Below are 13,949 nucleotides of genomic sequence, written 5' to 3' on the forward strand. Positions count from 1 at the left end.
ACAACATGGAACCTCTGCTCAAGGTCACCGGCCTGAAGAAGCACTTCCCCATCAAGAAGGGGCTTCTCCAGCGCCAGACCGGCGCGGTCAAGGCGGTCGACGGGCTCGACTTCGAAGTCTTCCCCGGTGAGACCCTCGGCGTCGTCGGCGAGTCCGGCTGCGGCAAGTCCACGATGGGCCGGCTCATCACCCGGCTGCTCGAACCGACCGGCGGCACGGTCGAGTTCCAGGGCAAGGACATCTCCCACCTCGGCATCTCGGGAATGCGCCCGTTCCGCCGGGACATCCAGATGATCTTCCAGGACCCGTACGGCTCGCTGAACCCGCGCCACACGGTCGGCACGATCGTCTCCGCGCCCTTCAAGCTCCAGGGCGTCGAGCCCGAGGGCGGGGTGAAGAAGGAGGTCCAGCGCCTCCTGGGCCTGGTCGGCCTGAACCCGGAGCACTACAACCGCTACCCGCACGAGTTCTCCGGCGGCCAGCGCCAGCGCATCGGCATCGCCCGCGCGCTGGCCCTGAAGCCGAAGCTGGTCGTGGCGGACGAGCCGGTCTCGGCCCTGGACGTGTCGATCCAGGCGCAGGTGGTCAACCTGCTGGACGACCTCCAGCAGGAACTGGGCCTGACGTACGTGATCATCGCGCACGACCTGTCGGTCATCCGGCACGTCTCGGACCGCATCGCGGTGATGTACCTCGGCAAGATCGTGGAGCTCGCGGACCGCAAGTCCCTCTACGAGAACCCGATGCACCCGTACACCCGGGCCCTGATGTCCGCGGTCCCGATCCCGGACCCGCGCCGCCGGGGAGCGAAGAGCGACCGCATCCTCCTCACCGGCGACGTCCCGTCCCCGATCGCCCCGCCGCCGGGCTGCCGCTTCCACACCCGCTGCTGGAAGGCGACCGAGGTCTGCCGCACCCAGGAACCCCCGCTGGTGGAACTCCGCCCGGGCCAGCGCGTGGCATGCCACCACCCGGAGAACGCGGAGTCCCTGACGATCCCGGGGGCGCGGGAGTCGGTGGAGATCACGAAGACCCCGGAGCCGGAGGAGCCGACCGCGCCGAAGGCGGAGACGGAGCCGGCCGAGCCGACGGAGTCCGAGGAGCCGGCCGAGGCGGAGGCTTCGGTGTCCGAGGCCGAGGCGGAGACGCCGGAGCCCGCGACCGAGGACGACGCGCCGAAGGCGTGACGCAGGGAGGGCCCCTGGTGCCGCGAGGCGCCAGGGGCCTTCGCGCGCCCGGGGGTTCGGGGGCGGAGCCCCGTACCCGGGGAGCCCCCGCAACCCCCGCCGGAACAACCGGCACAATTGGGCGGTGCTCCACGACCTGTTCACCCCCTCCGTCCAACACGCCCTCGATCTCGTCGGCATCTTCGTCTTCGCCATCTCCGGCGCCCTCCTGGCCGTCCGGAAGAACTTCGACGTCTTCGGCATCGCCGTCCTCGCCGAGGTCACCGCGCTCGGCGGAGGTCTCTTCCGCGACCTGGTCATCGGCGCCGTACCCCCCGCCGCCTTCACGGACCTGGGCTACTTCCTGATGCCCCTGATCGCGGCGGTGCTCGTCTTCTTCCTGCACCCGGAGGTCGAGCGCACCCAGACCGCCGTCAACGTCTTCGACGCGGCCGGCCTGGGCCTCTTCTGCGTCACGGGCACGACGAAGGCGTACGACTACGGGCTCGGCCTGACGTCCTCCGCCGCGCTCGGTCTCGCGACGGCCGTCGGGGGCGGTGTCCTGCGGGACGTGCTCGCCAACGAGGTGCCGTCGCTGCTGCGCTGGGACCGTGACCTGTACGCCGTCCCGGCCATCGTGGGAGCCGCGATGGTCGTCCTGTGCATCCGGTTCGACGCGCTGAACGCCTTCACCAGCGGCGCCGCGGTCGTCACCGCGTTCGTGCTGCGGCTGCTGGCGCTGCGCTACCACTGGCGGGCGCCCCGCGCGTGGAACCGGCGTTCCTCGGCCCGCGAGGAGCCGGAAAAAGCTACCGCTCAGTAGCTCCCTGGGGTACCGTCGGAAACATGAGCACGAGCACCGAGACGAGCATCAGCGGCACGGCCGCGGCGACGAGCGAGTTCGACCGCGACACCGCCGTCACCCGCCGCGCACCCGGCGTCTACGACGCGGACCTCTCCGCCGGCTGGACGATCATCGCCGCCGTGAACGGCGGCTACCTCCTCGCTCTGCTCGGCCGCGCGCTCGGCGACCACCTCCCGCACCCGGACCCGTTCACGATCTCGGCGCACTACCTGACGCCGTCCGTGCCGGGCCCGGCCGTGATCAGGACGGAGACCGTCCGCACCGGCCGGACCCTGTCCACGGGACAGGCCTCGCTCTTCCAGTACGCGGAGGACGGCACGGAGGTCGAGCGGATCCGGGTGCTCGCCTCGTACGGCGACCTGGACGCGCTCCCGGACGACGTCCGCACCACGGCGACCCCGCCGGCGATGGCGGCGATCGAGAACTGCTTCGGCGCCTCGGACGGCCCGACGCCGCAGATCCCCGGCTCCTCGGCGATCACCGAACGGCTCGACATCCGGCTGGACCCCTCCTGTGTCGGCTGGGCGGTCGGCGCGCCGTCGGGCAAGGGCGAGATGCGGGCGTGGTTCGGCCTCGCGGACGGCCGGGAGCCGGACGCGCTGTCGCTGCTCCTGACGGTCGACGCGCTGCCGCCGACCTCCTTCGAGCTGGGCCTGAAGGGCTGGACGCCCACGGTCGAGCTCACCACCCACGTCCGCTGCCGCCCCGCCCCGGGCCCGCTGCGCGTCTCGATCACGACCCGCAACCTGGCCGGTGGCTTCCTGGAGGAGGACGCGGAGGTCTGGGACAGCGCGGACCGCCTGGTGGCCCAGTCCCGCCAGCTGGCCAGGGCGCCGCGCGGCTGACGCAGGGAGCGCACGCCACGGGGCAGGGCCGCTGTGGGGCCGGACCGTGACACGGCCCGGCACTGGTCCGATCCGGCCACCCGCCGGGGCCCGCGGCGCGGGCTCGTAGAATCGACCCACCATGGCTTACCTCGACCACGCCGCGACCACGCCGATGCTGCCCGAGGCGATCGAGGCGATGACCGCCCACCTCGCCGTCACGGGCAACGCCTCCTCCCTGCACGCCGCCGGACGGCTGGCCCGGCGGACCGTCGAGGAGGGGCGCGAGACCCTCGCCGCCGCGCTCGGCGCGCGGCCGAGCGAGGTCGTCTTCACCTCCGGCGGCACCGAGGCCGACAACCTCGCCGTGAAGGGCCTCTACTGGGCCCGCCGCGACGCCGACCCCCGCCGCACCCGCGTGCTGGCCAGCCCGGTCGAGCACCACGCCGTGCTCGACGCCGTCGACTGGCTCGCCGGCCACGAGGGCGCCGAGGTCGAGTACCTGCCGGTGGACCGGCACGGCCGCGTCCACCCCGAGGCCCTGCGCGAGGCCATCGCCCGGGACCCGGAGTCCGTCGCCCTCGCCACCGTCATGTGGGCGAACAACGAGATCGGCACCGTCATGCCGGTCCGCCGCCTCGCCGACGTCGCCGCCGAGTTCGGCGTCCCGCTGCACGCCGACGCCGTCCAGGCCGTCGGCCAGCTGGACGTCGACTTCGCCGCCTCCGGCCTCGCCGCGATGACCGTGTCCGGCCACAAGATCGGCGGCCCCTACGGCATCGGCGCCCTCCTCCTGGGCCGCGAGCACACCCCCGTCCCCGTGCTGCACGGCGGCGGCCAGGAGCGGCACGTGCGCTCCGGCACCCTCGACGTCCCGGCCGTCGCCGCCTTCGCCGTCGCAGCCCGGCTCGCCACCGAGGGCCGCGAGGCGTTCGCCCGCGAGGTCGGCGCACTCCGCGACGAGCTGGTCACCGCCGTCCGTACGGTCGTCCCCGACGCGATCCTCGGCGGCGACCCGGCCGACCGGCTCCCGGCCAACGCCCACTTCACCTTCCCCGGCTGCGAGGGCGACTCCCTGCTCCTGCTGCTCGACGCGGCCGGCATCGCCTGCTCCACCGGCTCCGCCTGCACCGCGGGCATCGCCCAGCCCAGCCACGTCCTGCTGGCCACCGGCACCGATCCGGACCTGGCCCGGGGCACCCTGCGCTTCTCGCTCGGCCACACCTCCACGAAGGAGGACGTGGCGGCGGTCGCGGACGCGATCGGCCCGGCCGTGGAACGCGCGAGGACCGCGGGCCTGACCTGAGACGAGGGACGCGCCACCCGCGCGAGGGGCGCGGGGGCCTCACGTACGGCCCCGGACCCCGCCCCCGCCCCTCACGCCGGAGTCTTCGACGCCCCGCGCACCAGCCTCAGATAGCGGTCCCAGTCCCAGTGCGGCCCCGGGTCGGTGTGATCCGTCCCCTCGACCTCCACATGGCCGATGATGTGCTCCCGGTCGACGGGTATCCCGTACCGCGCGCATATGTCGGCCGTCAGCCGCGCCGAGCCCGCGTACATCGCCGCCGTGAAGTCCTGCGGACGGTCGACGAAGCCCTCGTGCTCGATGCCGATGCTCCGCTCGTTCATGTCGCGGTTCCCGGCGTGGAACGCGACGTCGAGCTCCCTGATCATCTGCGCCACGTGTCCGTCCTTCCGGACGACGTAGTGCGCCGCCGCCCCGTGCCCGGGGTCCTTGAAGACCCGCAGCGCGCTCGCGTAGCTGCCCTGGACGACATGGATCACGACCCGGTCGATCGTGTAGTCGTCCGGCCGGTCGGCCCGCCGCCAGTTCGCCCGCGCCGCCGAGGTCCACTCGGCGCCCTTGTGGTCGAGCTCGCCCTCGACCCGCTTCTTCTCCATCCCCGGCAGCCGCCACCACGCGCGCGCCAGCTCCTCACGGGCCAGCGCGGCCGTGCCCAGCACGGCGACCCCGCCGCCGAGCAGCACCGCGCGCCGCCCCACCCGCCTGTCCCCACCGTTCCCCTTGCTCCCCATGCCACCGAGAACGCTTACTACCGCGACCGTGGTTCCCGCGGCCCCGTACCCTGGTAGGGCTATGACTCAGACTCCGCCCCCGCGCCCCCTCGCCCGCCCCCTCCGGGTACTTGCCGCCATGTCCGGCGGAGTGGACTCGGCCGTCGCCGCAGCCCGTGCCGCCGAAGCCGGCCACGACGTCACCGGCGTGCACCTCGCCCTCTCCGCCAACCCGCAGTCCTTCCGCACGGGCGCGCGTGGCTGCTGCACGATCGAGGACTCGCGCGACGCGCGCCGGGCGGCCGACGTCATCGGCATCCCGTTCTACGTGTGGGACCTCGCCGAGCGGTTCCGCGAGGACGTCGTCGACGACTTCGTCGCGGAGTACGAGGCCGGCCGTACGCCCAACCCGTGCCTGCGCTGCAACGAGAAGATCAAGTTCGCGGCGCTCCTCGACAAGGCCCTCGCCCTCGGCTTCGACGCGGTCTGCACCGGCCACTACGCCACGGTCGTCCTGAACGAGGACGGCACCCGCGAGCTGCACCGGGCCTCCGACATGGCCAAGGACCAGTCGTACGTGCTCGGCGTGCTCGACGAGAAGCAGCTCGCGCACGCGATGTTCCCGCTGGGCGACACGCTCACCACCAAGGACGAGATCCGGGCGGAGGCCGAGCGGCGCGGGCTCGCGGTCGCGAAGAAGCCCGACAGCCACGACATCTGCTTCATCGCCGACGGCGACACCCAGGGCTTCCTCGCCTCGCGCCTGGGCAGGGCGGAGGGCGACATCGTCGACGAGGCGGGCGCGAAGGTCGGCACCCACGAGGGCGCGTACGGCTTCACGATCGGCCAGCGCAAGGGCCTGCGGATCGGCCACCCGGCCGCGGACGGCAAGCCGCGCTACGTCCTGGACATCTCCCCGGTGAACAACACGGTGACGGTCGGCCCCGTCGAGGCCCTGGACGTCACGGCCCTGACGGCGATCAAGCCCCGCTGGTGCGGCACCGCCCCGGCGGGCGAGGGCCGCTACACGGCCCAGCTCCGCGCCCACGGCGGCGAGACCGAGGTGACGGCCACCCTGGCGGACGGCGCGCTCGCGGTCACCTTCGACGAGCCGGTCCGCGGCGTGGCCCCCGGCCAGGCGATCGTGCTGTACGACGGCACGCGCGTGGTGGGCTCGGCCACGATCGCGACGACGACCCGCCGCACGACGGCGGCGGAGGCGGAGACGGCGGAAGCGTCGGCGTGACCCGCCCCACCGGGCGACGGCCGTAGGGGGAAGGACGACGGGCGGGGGCCCGTCACTGCCCGACCCCCACCCCCACCGTCTCCCGGTCCTCGGTCAGGAACTCCTCCAGGACCGGGGCCAGCACATGGGGGGCCACCTCGTGCGTCTGGCCCGTCAGGGTGCGGTGCCGGGCCCGGGGGAGTGCCTCCGTCAGCGCCCGGGCCGCGGCGCGGGTCCCCGCCGGGCTCGCGCCCCCGTCGACCACCAGCACGCGCGCGTGGACCCGGCCGAGGCCCCGCTCCGCCGCCGTGCCGGCGCCGAGGACCGCGAGGTCGTACGCGAGGGTGTGCCCCAGCTCCGCGACACCGGGCCGCGGCTCCGCCGGCACCACCGGGTCCGCGAGGAACAGCTCGACCGCGGCCGCCCGCCGCCCTTCGGCCGGCAGCGCGGCCACCTGCCGCCACCGCGCCGCGGCCTCCGCCGAGCAGGACGGCTCGTAGACCGAGACAGGTCCCGTCGAAAGGCCGGCGGCGACAGCGGCCAACACGAGCGCACCGCCCGTGCCGGCCCCGTGCAGAGCCGTACCGGAACCGGTCCTCCCGACCACGGCGGCCAGGTCCTCGATCTCCCGCTCCACCGCGTACGGCCCGGTGTCGCCGCTCCCGCCGCGCCCCCTCCGGTCGTACGCCACGACCGAGAACCGCCGGGCCAGCAGCCCGGCGAGCGCCCGCTCGCCCGCGGCCGTGCCCAGCGCGCCGCTCACCAGGACGACCGCCGGCCCGTCCCCGTACCTCTCGTACGCGATCCTCGTCCCGTCGCGCGACGTGACCCGTCCCCGTAACCCGCTCGGCGTGGTGCTCACCTCATCCATGGCAGGTGAGACCGGAGCCGTCACCGGAACTCATCGCCACGGACCGGGATTTCCCGAAAAAACTTCGGACGTGAGGAAAGCCGCTGGTCAGGCCCTACGGTGGGGGCATGAACATCTGTGTCTTCCTCTCCGCGGCCGACCTCGACGAGCGCTACACGGCCCCCGCCCGCGAGTTCGCCCGCCTCCTCGGCAAGGCCGGTCACACCCTGGTCTGGGGCGGCTCCGACACCGGCCTGATGAAGGTCGTCGCCGACGGCGTCGAGGAGGCCGGCGGCCGGCTCGTCGGCGTCTCCGTCGACTTCCTCGCCCACAAGGCCCGCCCGAACGCCGACCAGATGGTCGTCGCCAAGGACCTCGCCGAGCGCAAGGCCCTCCTCCTCGCCAAGTCCGACGCGATCGTGGTCATGGTCGGCGGCACCGGCACCCTCGACGAGGCCACCGAGATCCTGGAGCTGAAGAAGCACGGCAAGCACACCAAGCCGGTGGTCCTGCTCAACACGGCGGGCTTCTACGACGGCCTGAAGGCCCAGTTCCGCCGCATGGATGAGGAGGGCTTCCTCCCGCTCCCCCTCGCCGACCTCGCCACCTTCACCGACGACGCCCCGACGGCCCTCGCGTACCTGGAGGCGAGCATCGCCTCCCGCTGATGCGAGCATGGTGACCATGGCTACACATGTGATCACCGGAGCCGGTTCCGGCATCGGCGCGGCCGTCGCGCGCCGCCTCCACGCGCGCGGGGACGAGCTCGTGCTGCACGCGCGCGACGCGGGCCGCGCCAAGGAGCTCGCCGGGCTGTTCCCCGGGTCCCGGACGCTCGTCGGGGACCTCGCCGATCCCGACCGGCTCTCCTGGGCGTTCTCGCACCAGAGCATGCCCGAGCGGGTCGACAGCCTGCTGCACATCGCGGGCGTCGTCGACCTCGGCCCGGTCGGCGACCTCACCCCGAAGACCTGGCACCACCAGCTCAACGTCAACCTCGTCGCACCCGCCGAGCTGACCCGCCACCTGCTGCCCCAACTGCGCGTCTCCCAGGGGCACGTCGTCTTCGTGAACTCCGGCGCCGGGCTCGGCGCGCACGCCGAGTGGGGCGCGTACGCCGCCTCCAAGCACGGCCTCAAGGCCCTCGCGGACGCCCTGCGCCACGAGGAGCACGCGAACGGCGTGCGGGTGACCTCGGTCTACCCGGGCCGCACCGCGAGCCCCATGCAGGCGAAGGTCCACCAGCAGGAGGGCAAGGAGTACGACGCGTCGCGGTGGATCGACCCCGAGTCGGTCGCCACCGCGATCCTCACCGCGATCGACCTCCCGCGCGACGCGGAGATCAACGACCTCACCGTTCGCCCGGGACACCGGCCGTGAGCGACACGAAGGCCGAGGACGACCGCGTGGCGTTCGGCCCCGCCACCGGCGTCGGATCCCTGCCCGGCGGCGACGCCCGCGAGGCCGCGAAGACCGTCACCGGGTCCTTCGAGGACTTCCCCTTCCTCGCCGAACTGCCCGCCCGCGGCCCCGGCGCCGACATGATCGGCCGGACCATCGGCCTGCTCGTCGACCTCTACGCGCACGTGGAGCCGAGCGGCTGGCGGATCAGCGACCGGCCGGGACGCGACACCAAGCGGGCCCGCTCCTGGATGGGCGAGGACCTGGACGCCCTGGAGGAGTTCACCCAGGGCTACGAAGGTCCCCTCAAGGTCCAGGCGGTGGGCCCCTGGACGCTCGCCGCCGCCCTGGAACTGCGCGGCGGCGAGGCGGCCCTCGGGGACGCCGGCGCCTGCCGCGACCTCGTCGGCTCGCTCGCCGAGGGGCTCCGCACCCACCTCGCGGAGCTGCGCAAGCGCATCCCCGGCGCGAGGCCCGTGCTCCAGCTCGACGAGCCCTCGCTCACCGCCGTGCTGCGCGGCCACGTCCGTACCGCCAGCGGCTACCGCACCCACCGGGCCGTGGACCGGCAGGTCGTGGAGAGCGCCCTGCGCGAGGTGATCGCGGTCCACGACGGGCCCGTGGTCGTCCACTCCTGCGCCCCCGACGTGCCCTTCGCGCTGCTGCGGCGGGCCGGAGCCGCCGGGGTCTCGTTCGACTTCGGCCTCCTCACCGAACGTGACGAGGAGTCGATCGGCGAGGCCGTGGAGGCCGGCACCCGGCTGTTCGCCGGTGTGGTGCCGTCCACCGACACGGCATTGTCCGACCCGGGCGGTAGCGTCATGGGTGTCAGGACGCTGTGGCGCAGGCTGGGGCTGAATCCGGGGACTCTCGCGGAGTCCGTGGTCGTCACCCCCGCGTGCGGACTGGCGGGCGCTTCGCCCGCCTACGCCCGCGCGGCGCTCGCCCACTGCGTCCGGGCGGCGAGATCGCTCGCGGACAACCCAGAGTGACCGGGTTTCGAGGCACGGGAGGACGGACGAAGGTGGCAGTCGAACAGGGGGCCCTGCCCGCCGAGGCACGGGAGAAGCACGCCGAGCTGGCCGAGCAGGTCGAGGAGCACCGCTTCCGGTACTACGGGAAGAACCAGCCGGTCATCAGCGACGGCGAGTTCGACCTCCTCATGCGCGCCCTGGAGGCGCTGGAGGAGGAGTACCCGGAGCTGCGCTCGCCGGACTCGCCGACGCAGAAGGTCGCGGGCGACTACGAGACCAGCCTGACCAAGGTCGACCACCGCGAGCGCATGTACTCGCTGGACAACGCCTTCGACGACGCCGAGCTGTCGGCCTGGGCCGAGCGCGTGGCCAAGGACGTCGGCACGTCCGACTACCACTTCCTGTGCGAGCTGAAGGTCGACGGCCTCGCGATCAACCTGACCTACGAGAAGGGGCGGCTCACCCGGGCCGCCACCCGGGGCACCGGGGTCACCGGCGAGGACATCACCCCCAACGCCCGGACCATCCACGGCATCCCGGACCGGCTGTCCGGCGACCGGGTGCCGGACCTCGTGGAGATCCGCGGCGAGGTCTACTTCCCGATGGAGGCCTTCGCCGACCTCAACGCCCGCCGCGTGGCGGCCGGCGAGCAGCCCTACGCCAACCCGCGGAACTCCGCCTCCGGTTCGCTGCGGCAGAAGGACCCCAAGGTCACGGCCACGCTCCCGCTCCGGATGGTCGTCCACGGCATCGGCGCCCGTGAGGGCTTCGACATCGACTGCCTCTCCCACGCCTACGAGCTGCTCCGCGAGTGGGGCCTGCCCACCGCCCGGCACAACCGGGTGGTCGACTCGCTCGACGGCGTACGGGAGTTCATCGCGTACTTCGGGGAGAACCGCCACTCCGTCGAGCACGAGATCGACGGCGTCGTCGTGAAGCTCGACGAGATCCCCCTCCAGGGCCGGCTGGGCTCCACCGCGCGCGCCCCGCGCTGGGCCATCGCCTGGAAGTACGCGCCGGAGGAGGTCAACACCAAGCTGATCGACATCAAGGTCGGTGTCGGCCGCACCGGGCGCGTCACGCCGTACGCGCAGGTGGAGCCGGTCACGGTCGCCGGTTCCGAGGTCGAGTTCGCCACCCTCCACAACCAGGAGGTGGTCAAGGCCAAGGGCGTGCTGATCGGCGACACGGTCGTGCTGCGCAAGGCCGGTGACGTGATCCCCGAGATCCTCGGGCCGGTCGCCGACCTGCGGGACGGCACCGAGCGGGAGTTCGTGATGCCCGCCGAGTGCCCGGAGTGCGGGACGCCGCTGAAGGCGATGAAGGAGGGCGACATCGACCTCCGCTGCCCGAACGCCCGGACCTGCCCGGCCCAGCTGCGCGAGCGGCTCTTCTTCCTGGCGGGCCGCCAGTGCCTGGACATCGAGAACTTCGGCGCGGTCGCCGCCGCCGCGCTGACCCGCCCGCTGGAGCCCGCCGTCCCGCCGCTGGTGGACGAGGGCGGCCTCTTCGACCTGACCATCGAGCAGCTGCTGCCGATCAAGGCGTACGTCCTCGACCCGGACAGCGGGCTGCCCCGCCGGGACCCGAAGACCGGCGAGGAGAAGATCGTCACGGTCTTCGCCAACCAGAAGGGCGAGCCGAAGAAGAACGCCCTGGCCATGCTGGAGAACATCGCGGCGGCGAAGACCCGCCCGCTGGCCCGCTTCATCAACGGGCTCTCCATCCGGCACGTCGGACCGGTCGCGGCCGAGGCGCTGGCCCGTGAGTTCCGCTCCCTGGACCGGATCGAGCAGGCGAGCGAGGAGGAGCTGGCGGCCGTCGACGGCGTCGGCGGGATCATCGCGGCCGCGGTGAAGCAGTGGTTCTCCGAGGAGTGGCACCGCGAGATCGTGCGCAAGTGGCGTGCGGCCGGGGTCGCCCTGGAGGACGAGGGCGCCGGGGAGGACGTCGGACCCCGTCCGCTGGAAGGGCTCACGGTCGTGGTGACCGGCACCCTGGAGCGGTTCACCAGGGATGGCGCAAAAGAGTCCCTCCAGAGCCTCGGAGCGAAGGTGACCGGTTCCGTTTCGAAGAAGACCGCCTTCGTGGTCGTCGGTGAGAACCCCGGTTCGAAGTACGACAAGGCGATGCAGCTGAAGGTTCCGGTTCTGAACGAGGACGGCTTCACGATCCTGCTCGAACAAGGGCCCGAGGCCGCTCGGGAGGCCGCGGTGCCCGTCGCCGAGTAGGGCTCGGCACCCCCGCCCCGACCGTCGCCACGGTCACCCGTTCGGCGCATACCAGATCGTTACGGGTGGCCGGGTCGCATTCGGGCAAGAGAGGGAGAGCGCTGCCCGTCGGGGCCCTCGGCGGCCTAGTGTGGTGACCGTGCGTCCCGCACGACCGCGTGAGGGCTCTGCTCCGCCGACGGACGGCCGGACGACGGACGGCCGCCTCGTCGCGGCCCATCGCACGCCGACGGCACCGCCGCCTGTGAGAGGGACGGGAATGGAACCGACCGAGAGCGCCGCCCGGGCGAGACGGCCGCAGGGCCGCGTGGTGCCCCTGGGCTTCACCTCCCGGCTGTCCGCAGCCGTGGTGGGCATCGCCGCCGTCGTGCTCGTCGCCGGGCTCCAGCGAGCCCTGACCACCGGCCACGGACTCTTCCCCGGCGGGGTCACCGGCTGGTCCCTCGCCGTCCTCACCGGACTCATCGTCGGACACCTGGTCGCGCTCGGCCGCGACCGCTGGTGGGGCGGCACCGGCTCCGGCGCCGCCCTCACCCTCGCCGTCCTCCTGCTCTACGGCTGGGTGCCCGCCGGACTCGTCTCGCTGACCGTCGTCAGCCTCGTCGGCGCCGCCCGCCGGCACCGCTGGCGCCAGGGCCTGCTGCACGCCGCCGCCGACGTCCTCGGGGTCGCCGCCGCGGCCGTCCTCCTCGCCCTCTTCGGCGACGTGCCCAGCGTCGAACGGCCCTGGCACCCCCTCGACTGGACGATCGGGGACCTCCCGGAAATCGTCCTCGCCGCCGGCGCCTATCTCGTGGTGACCCGGCTCCTCCTGTGGTACACGCTGGCCCCCCAGGGCCGCGGACTGCCCACCGTCGCCCGCACCGCCCTCCTCCGGCAGGGCCTCGTCGCCGTCGCCCTGCTCGGCATCGCCCCGCTGATCTGCGTCGTCGCCGCCACCCGGCCGGTCCTGCTGCCGCTCTTCGCGGTCCCCCTCATCGCCCTGGACTCCACCCTCTGGATCGCCCGCGCCCGCGCCGAGGAACAGCTGCGCGACCCGCTGACCGGGCTGCCCAACCGCCAGTGGCTCCTGGAGCGGGCCTGGACCGCCCTGGAGGAGGCCGAGGGCGAAGGCGCCCGCGCCGCCCTCGTCCTGATCGACCTCGACCGCTTCCGGTCGGTCAACGACACCCTCGGCCACCTCGCCGGCGACCGCCTCCTCCTCCAGATCGCCGACCGGCTCCGCCTCGCACTGCCCCGCGGCGCCGAGGCCGCCCGGCTCGGCGGCGACGAGTTCGCCGTCCTGCTGCCCACCGCCGACTCCACCACCAGCGCCCAGCGGGTCGCCCGCCACCTCGTCGCCGAACTCTCCTCCCCGCTCGACCTCGACGGACTCACCCTCGTCCTGGAGGCCAGCGCCGGCGTCGCCGTCTTCCCCGACCACGCCCTCGACGCCGAGGGCCTGCTGCGCCGCGCCGACGTCGCCATGTACCAGGCCAAGCGCGACCGCACCGGCGTAGAGGTCTACGAGTCCAAGCGCGACTCCAACACCCCCGACCGGCTCGGCCTCCTCGGCGACCTCCGCCGCGCCCTCGACGCGGGCGAGGTCGAACTCCACTACCAGCCCAAGGTCCGCTTCGACGGCCAGGTCGCCGGCCTCGAAGCGCTGGTGCGCTGGGTCCACCCCGAGCGCGGCAAGGTCCCGCCGGACGAGTTCATCGCCATCGCCGAGTCCTCCGGCCTGATGCCCCACCTCACCGAGTACGTCCTGGAGACCGCCCTCGCCCAGGTCGCCCGCTGGCGCGCCCAGGGGCTCGACGTCCCGGTCGCCGTCAACGTCTCGCCGCGCGACGTCCACACCCCCGGCTTCGCCGGCGCGGTCGCCGCCCGGCTCGCCCGCCACGGCGTCCCGGCCGGCGCGCTCCAGCTGGAGATAACGGAACACGTCCTCCTGGAGGACCCCCAGCGGGCCGCCGACACGCTCAACGGCCTCACCGGCCACGGCGTGAAGATGTCCCTGGACGACTTCGGCACCGGCTACTCCTCGCTCGTCCATCTGCGCCGGCTGCCCGTCAGCGAACTGAAGATCGACCGCTCCTTCGTCGCCCGGCTCGCCGTGGACACCGAGGACGCCGAGATCGTCCGCTGCACCGTCGACCTCGCCCACTCCCTCGGCCTGCTCGTCGTCGCCGAGGGCGTCGAGGACGACGAGACCTGGGAGCGCCTGCGCGACCTGGGCTGCGACGCCGTCCAGGGCTGGCTGGTCGCCGCCGCGATGCCGCCCGGCGAGGCCACCGCCTGGCTCCTCGCCCGCGGCGAGCACGGCTGGCGCCGCCCCGCCGACATCGCCGCTCAGATGGAGCTGGACCACCCCTCCGGCCAGGTCGTGCAGTGACCCCCGCCCCTCCTGGGGCAAAC

General features: G+C 73.5%; 12 protein-coding genes. 10 read left to right on the forward strand and 2 right to left on the reverse strand.

Annotated features, from left to right (window positions below):
- Positions 1-5 precede the first annotated feature (5 nt).
- From ASD33_RS30590 to ASD33_RS30605, 4 genes are all read left to right on the forward strand, one after another.
- On the forward strand, positions 6-1,187 hold the full coding sequence (locus tag ASD33_RS30590) for a dipeptide ABC transporter ATP-binding protein (RefSeq protein ID WP_056568188.1): 1,182 nt from the start codon (positions 6-8) through the stop codon (positions 1,185-1,187).
- 124 nt (positions 1,188-1,311) lie between these two features.
- Complete coding sequence (locus ASD33_RS30595; RefSeq protein WP_056567843.1) at positions 1,312-1,989, forward strand: trimeric intracellular cation channel family protein; 678 nt, start codon at positions 1,312-1,314, stop codon at positions 1,987-1,989.
- 23 nt (positions 1,990-2,012) lie between these two features.
- Positions 2,013-2,876, forward strand: a complete 864-nt coding sequence (locus tag ASD33_RS30600; protein WP_056567846.1) for a thioesterase family protein — start codon at positions 2,013-2,015, stop codon at positions 2,874-2,876.
- A gap of 121 nt (positions 2,877-2,997) precedes the next feature.
- Positions 2,998-4,161, forward strand: coding sequence for a cysteine desulfurase family protein (locus tag ASD33_RS30605; protein WP_056567849.1), 1,164 nt, complete (start codon positions 2,998-3,000; stop codon positions 4,159-4,161).
- Between the two features lie 71 nt (positions 4,162-4,232).
- Here the strand turns inward: ASD33_RS30605 and ASD33_RS30610 are convergent, their stop codons facing one another.
- Complete coding sequence (locus ASD33_RS30610) at positions 4,233-4,892, reverse strand: N-acetylmuramoyl-L-alanine amidase (RefSeq protein ID WP_056567851.1); 660 nt, start codon at positions 4,890-4,892, stop codon at positions 4,233-4,235.
- Positions 4,893-4,953: 61 nt separating this feature from the next.
- Between ASD33_RS30610 and mnmA the strand changes: the two genes are divergently transcribed.
- Positions 4,954-6,117, forward strand: coding sequence for a tRNA 2-thiouridine(34) synthase MnmA (gene mnmA / locus ASD33_RS30615; protein ID WP_056567854.1), 1,164 nt, complete (start codon positions 4,954-4,956; stop codon positions 6,115-6,117).
- A gap of 52 nt (positions 6,118-6,169) precedes the next feature.
- Here mnmA and ASD33_RS30620 read toward each other — a convergent pair whose 3' ends face one another.
- Positions 6,170-6,967, reverse strand: a complete 798-nt coding sequence (locus ASD33_RS30620) for an alpha/beta hydrolase (RefSeq protein WP_056567858.1) — start codon at positions 6,965-6,967, stop codon at positions 6,170-6,172.
- A 107-nt stretch (positions 6,968-7,074) separates the two neighbouring features.
- On the opposite strand from ASD33_RS30620, the gene ASD33_RS30625 reads away from it, so the two are divergent.
- From ASD33_RS30625 to ASD33_RS30645, 5 genes are all read left to right on the forward strand, one after another.
- Positions 7,075-7,614 carry a TIGR00730 family Rossman fold protein gene (locus ASD33_RS30625; protein WP_056567862.1) on the forward strand — a complete coding sequence of 180 codons (540 nt, stop codon included), beginning with the start codon at positions 7,075-7,077 and terminating at the stop codon, positions 7,612-7,614.
- Positions 7,615-7,630: 16 nt separating this feature from the next.
- Entirely contained in the window at positions 7,631-8,326 is a 696-nt protein-coding gene (locus ASD33_RS30630) for an SDR family oxidoreductase (protein WP_242426943.1), read from the forward strand.
- Positions 8,323-9,339 (forward strand): methionine synthase, encoded by a 1,017-nt coding sequence (locus tag ASD33_RS30635; protein WP_056567867.1) that lies wholly within the window; start codon positions 8,323-8,325, stop codon positions 9,337-9,339. Before ASD33_RS30630 ends, ASD33_RS30635 begins: the two co-directional genes overlap by 4 nt.
- Before the next feature lie 32 nt (positions 9,340-9,371).
- Positions 9,372-11,552 (forward strand): NAD-dependent DNA ligase LigA, encoded by a 2,181-nt coding sequence (gene ligA / locus ASD33_RS30640; RefSeq protein WP_056567869.1) that lies wholly within the window; start codon positions 9,372-9,374, stop codon positions 11,550-11,552.
- Positions 11,553-11,811: 259 nt separating this feature from the next.
- A complete protein-coding gene (locus tag ASD33_RS30645; protein WP_056567872.1) occupies positions 11,812-13,926 on the forward strand; it encodes a bifunctional diguanylate cyclase/phosphodiesterase in 2,115 nt (704 codons plus the stop codon).
- Positions 13,927-13,949: the final 23 nt, after the last annotated feature.

Source organism: Streptomyces sp. Root1304, assembly GCF_001426405.1.
Taxonomy (GTDB): domain Bacteria; phylum Actinomycetota; class Actinomycetes; order Streptomycetales; family Streptomycetaceae; genus Streptomyces.

Coding starts and splice junctions, on each gene's coding strand:
- ASD33_RS30610 (WP_056567851.1), bottom strand. CDS start 4,892: ATGGGGAGCAAGGGGAACGGTGGGGACAGGCGGGTGGGGCGGCGCGCG.
- ASD33_RS30590 (WP_056568188.1), top strand. CDS start 6: ATGGAACCTCTGCTCAAGGTCACCGGCCTGAAGAAGCACTTCCCCATC.
- ASD33_RS30630 (WP_242426943.1), top strand. CDS start 7,631: ATGGCTACACATGTGATCACCGGAGCCGGTTCCGGCATCGGCGCGGCC.
- ASD33_RS30620 (WP_056567858.1), bottom strand. CDS start 6,967: ATGGATGAGGTGAGCACCACGCCGAGCGGGTTACGGGGACGGGTCACG.
- ASD33_RS30605 (WP_056567849.1), top strand. CDS start 2,998: ATGGCTTACCTCGACCACGCCGCGACCACGCCGATGCTGCCCGAGGCG.
- ASD33_RS30600 (WP_056567846.1), top strand. CDS start 2,013: ATGAGCACGAGCACCGAGACGAGCATCAGCGGCACGGCCGCGGCGACG.
- ASD33_RS30645 (WP_056567872.1), top strand. CDS start 11,812: ATGGAACCGACCGAGAGCGCCGCCCGGGCGAGACGGCCGCAGGGCCGC.
- mnmA (WP_056567854.1), top strand. CDS start 4,954: ATGACTCAGACTCCGCCCCCGCGCCCCCTCGCCCGCCCCCTCCGGGTA.
- ASD33_RS30625 (WP_056567862.1), top strand. CDS start 7,075: ATGAACATCTGTGTCTTCCTCTCCGCGGCCGACCTCGACGAGCGCTAC.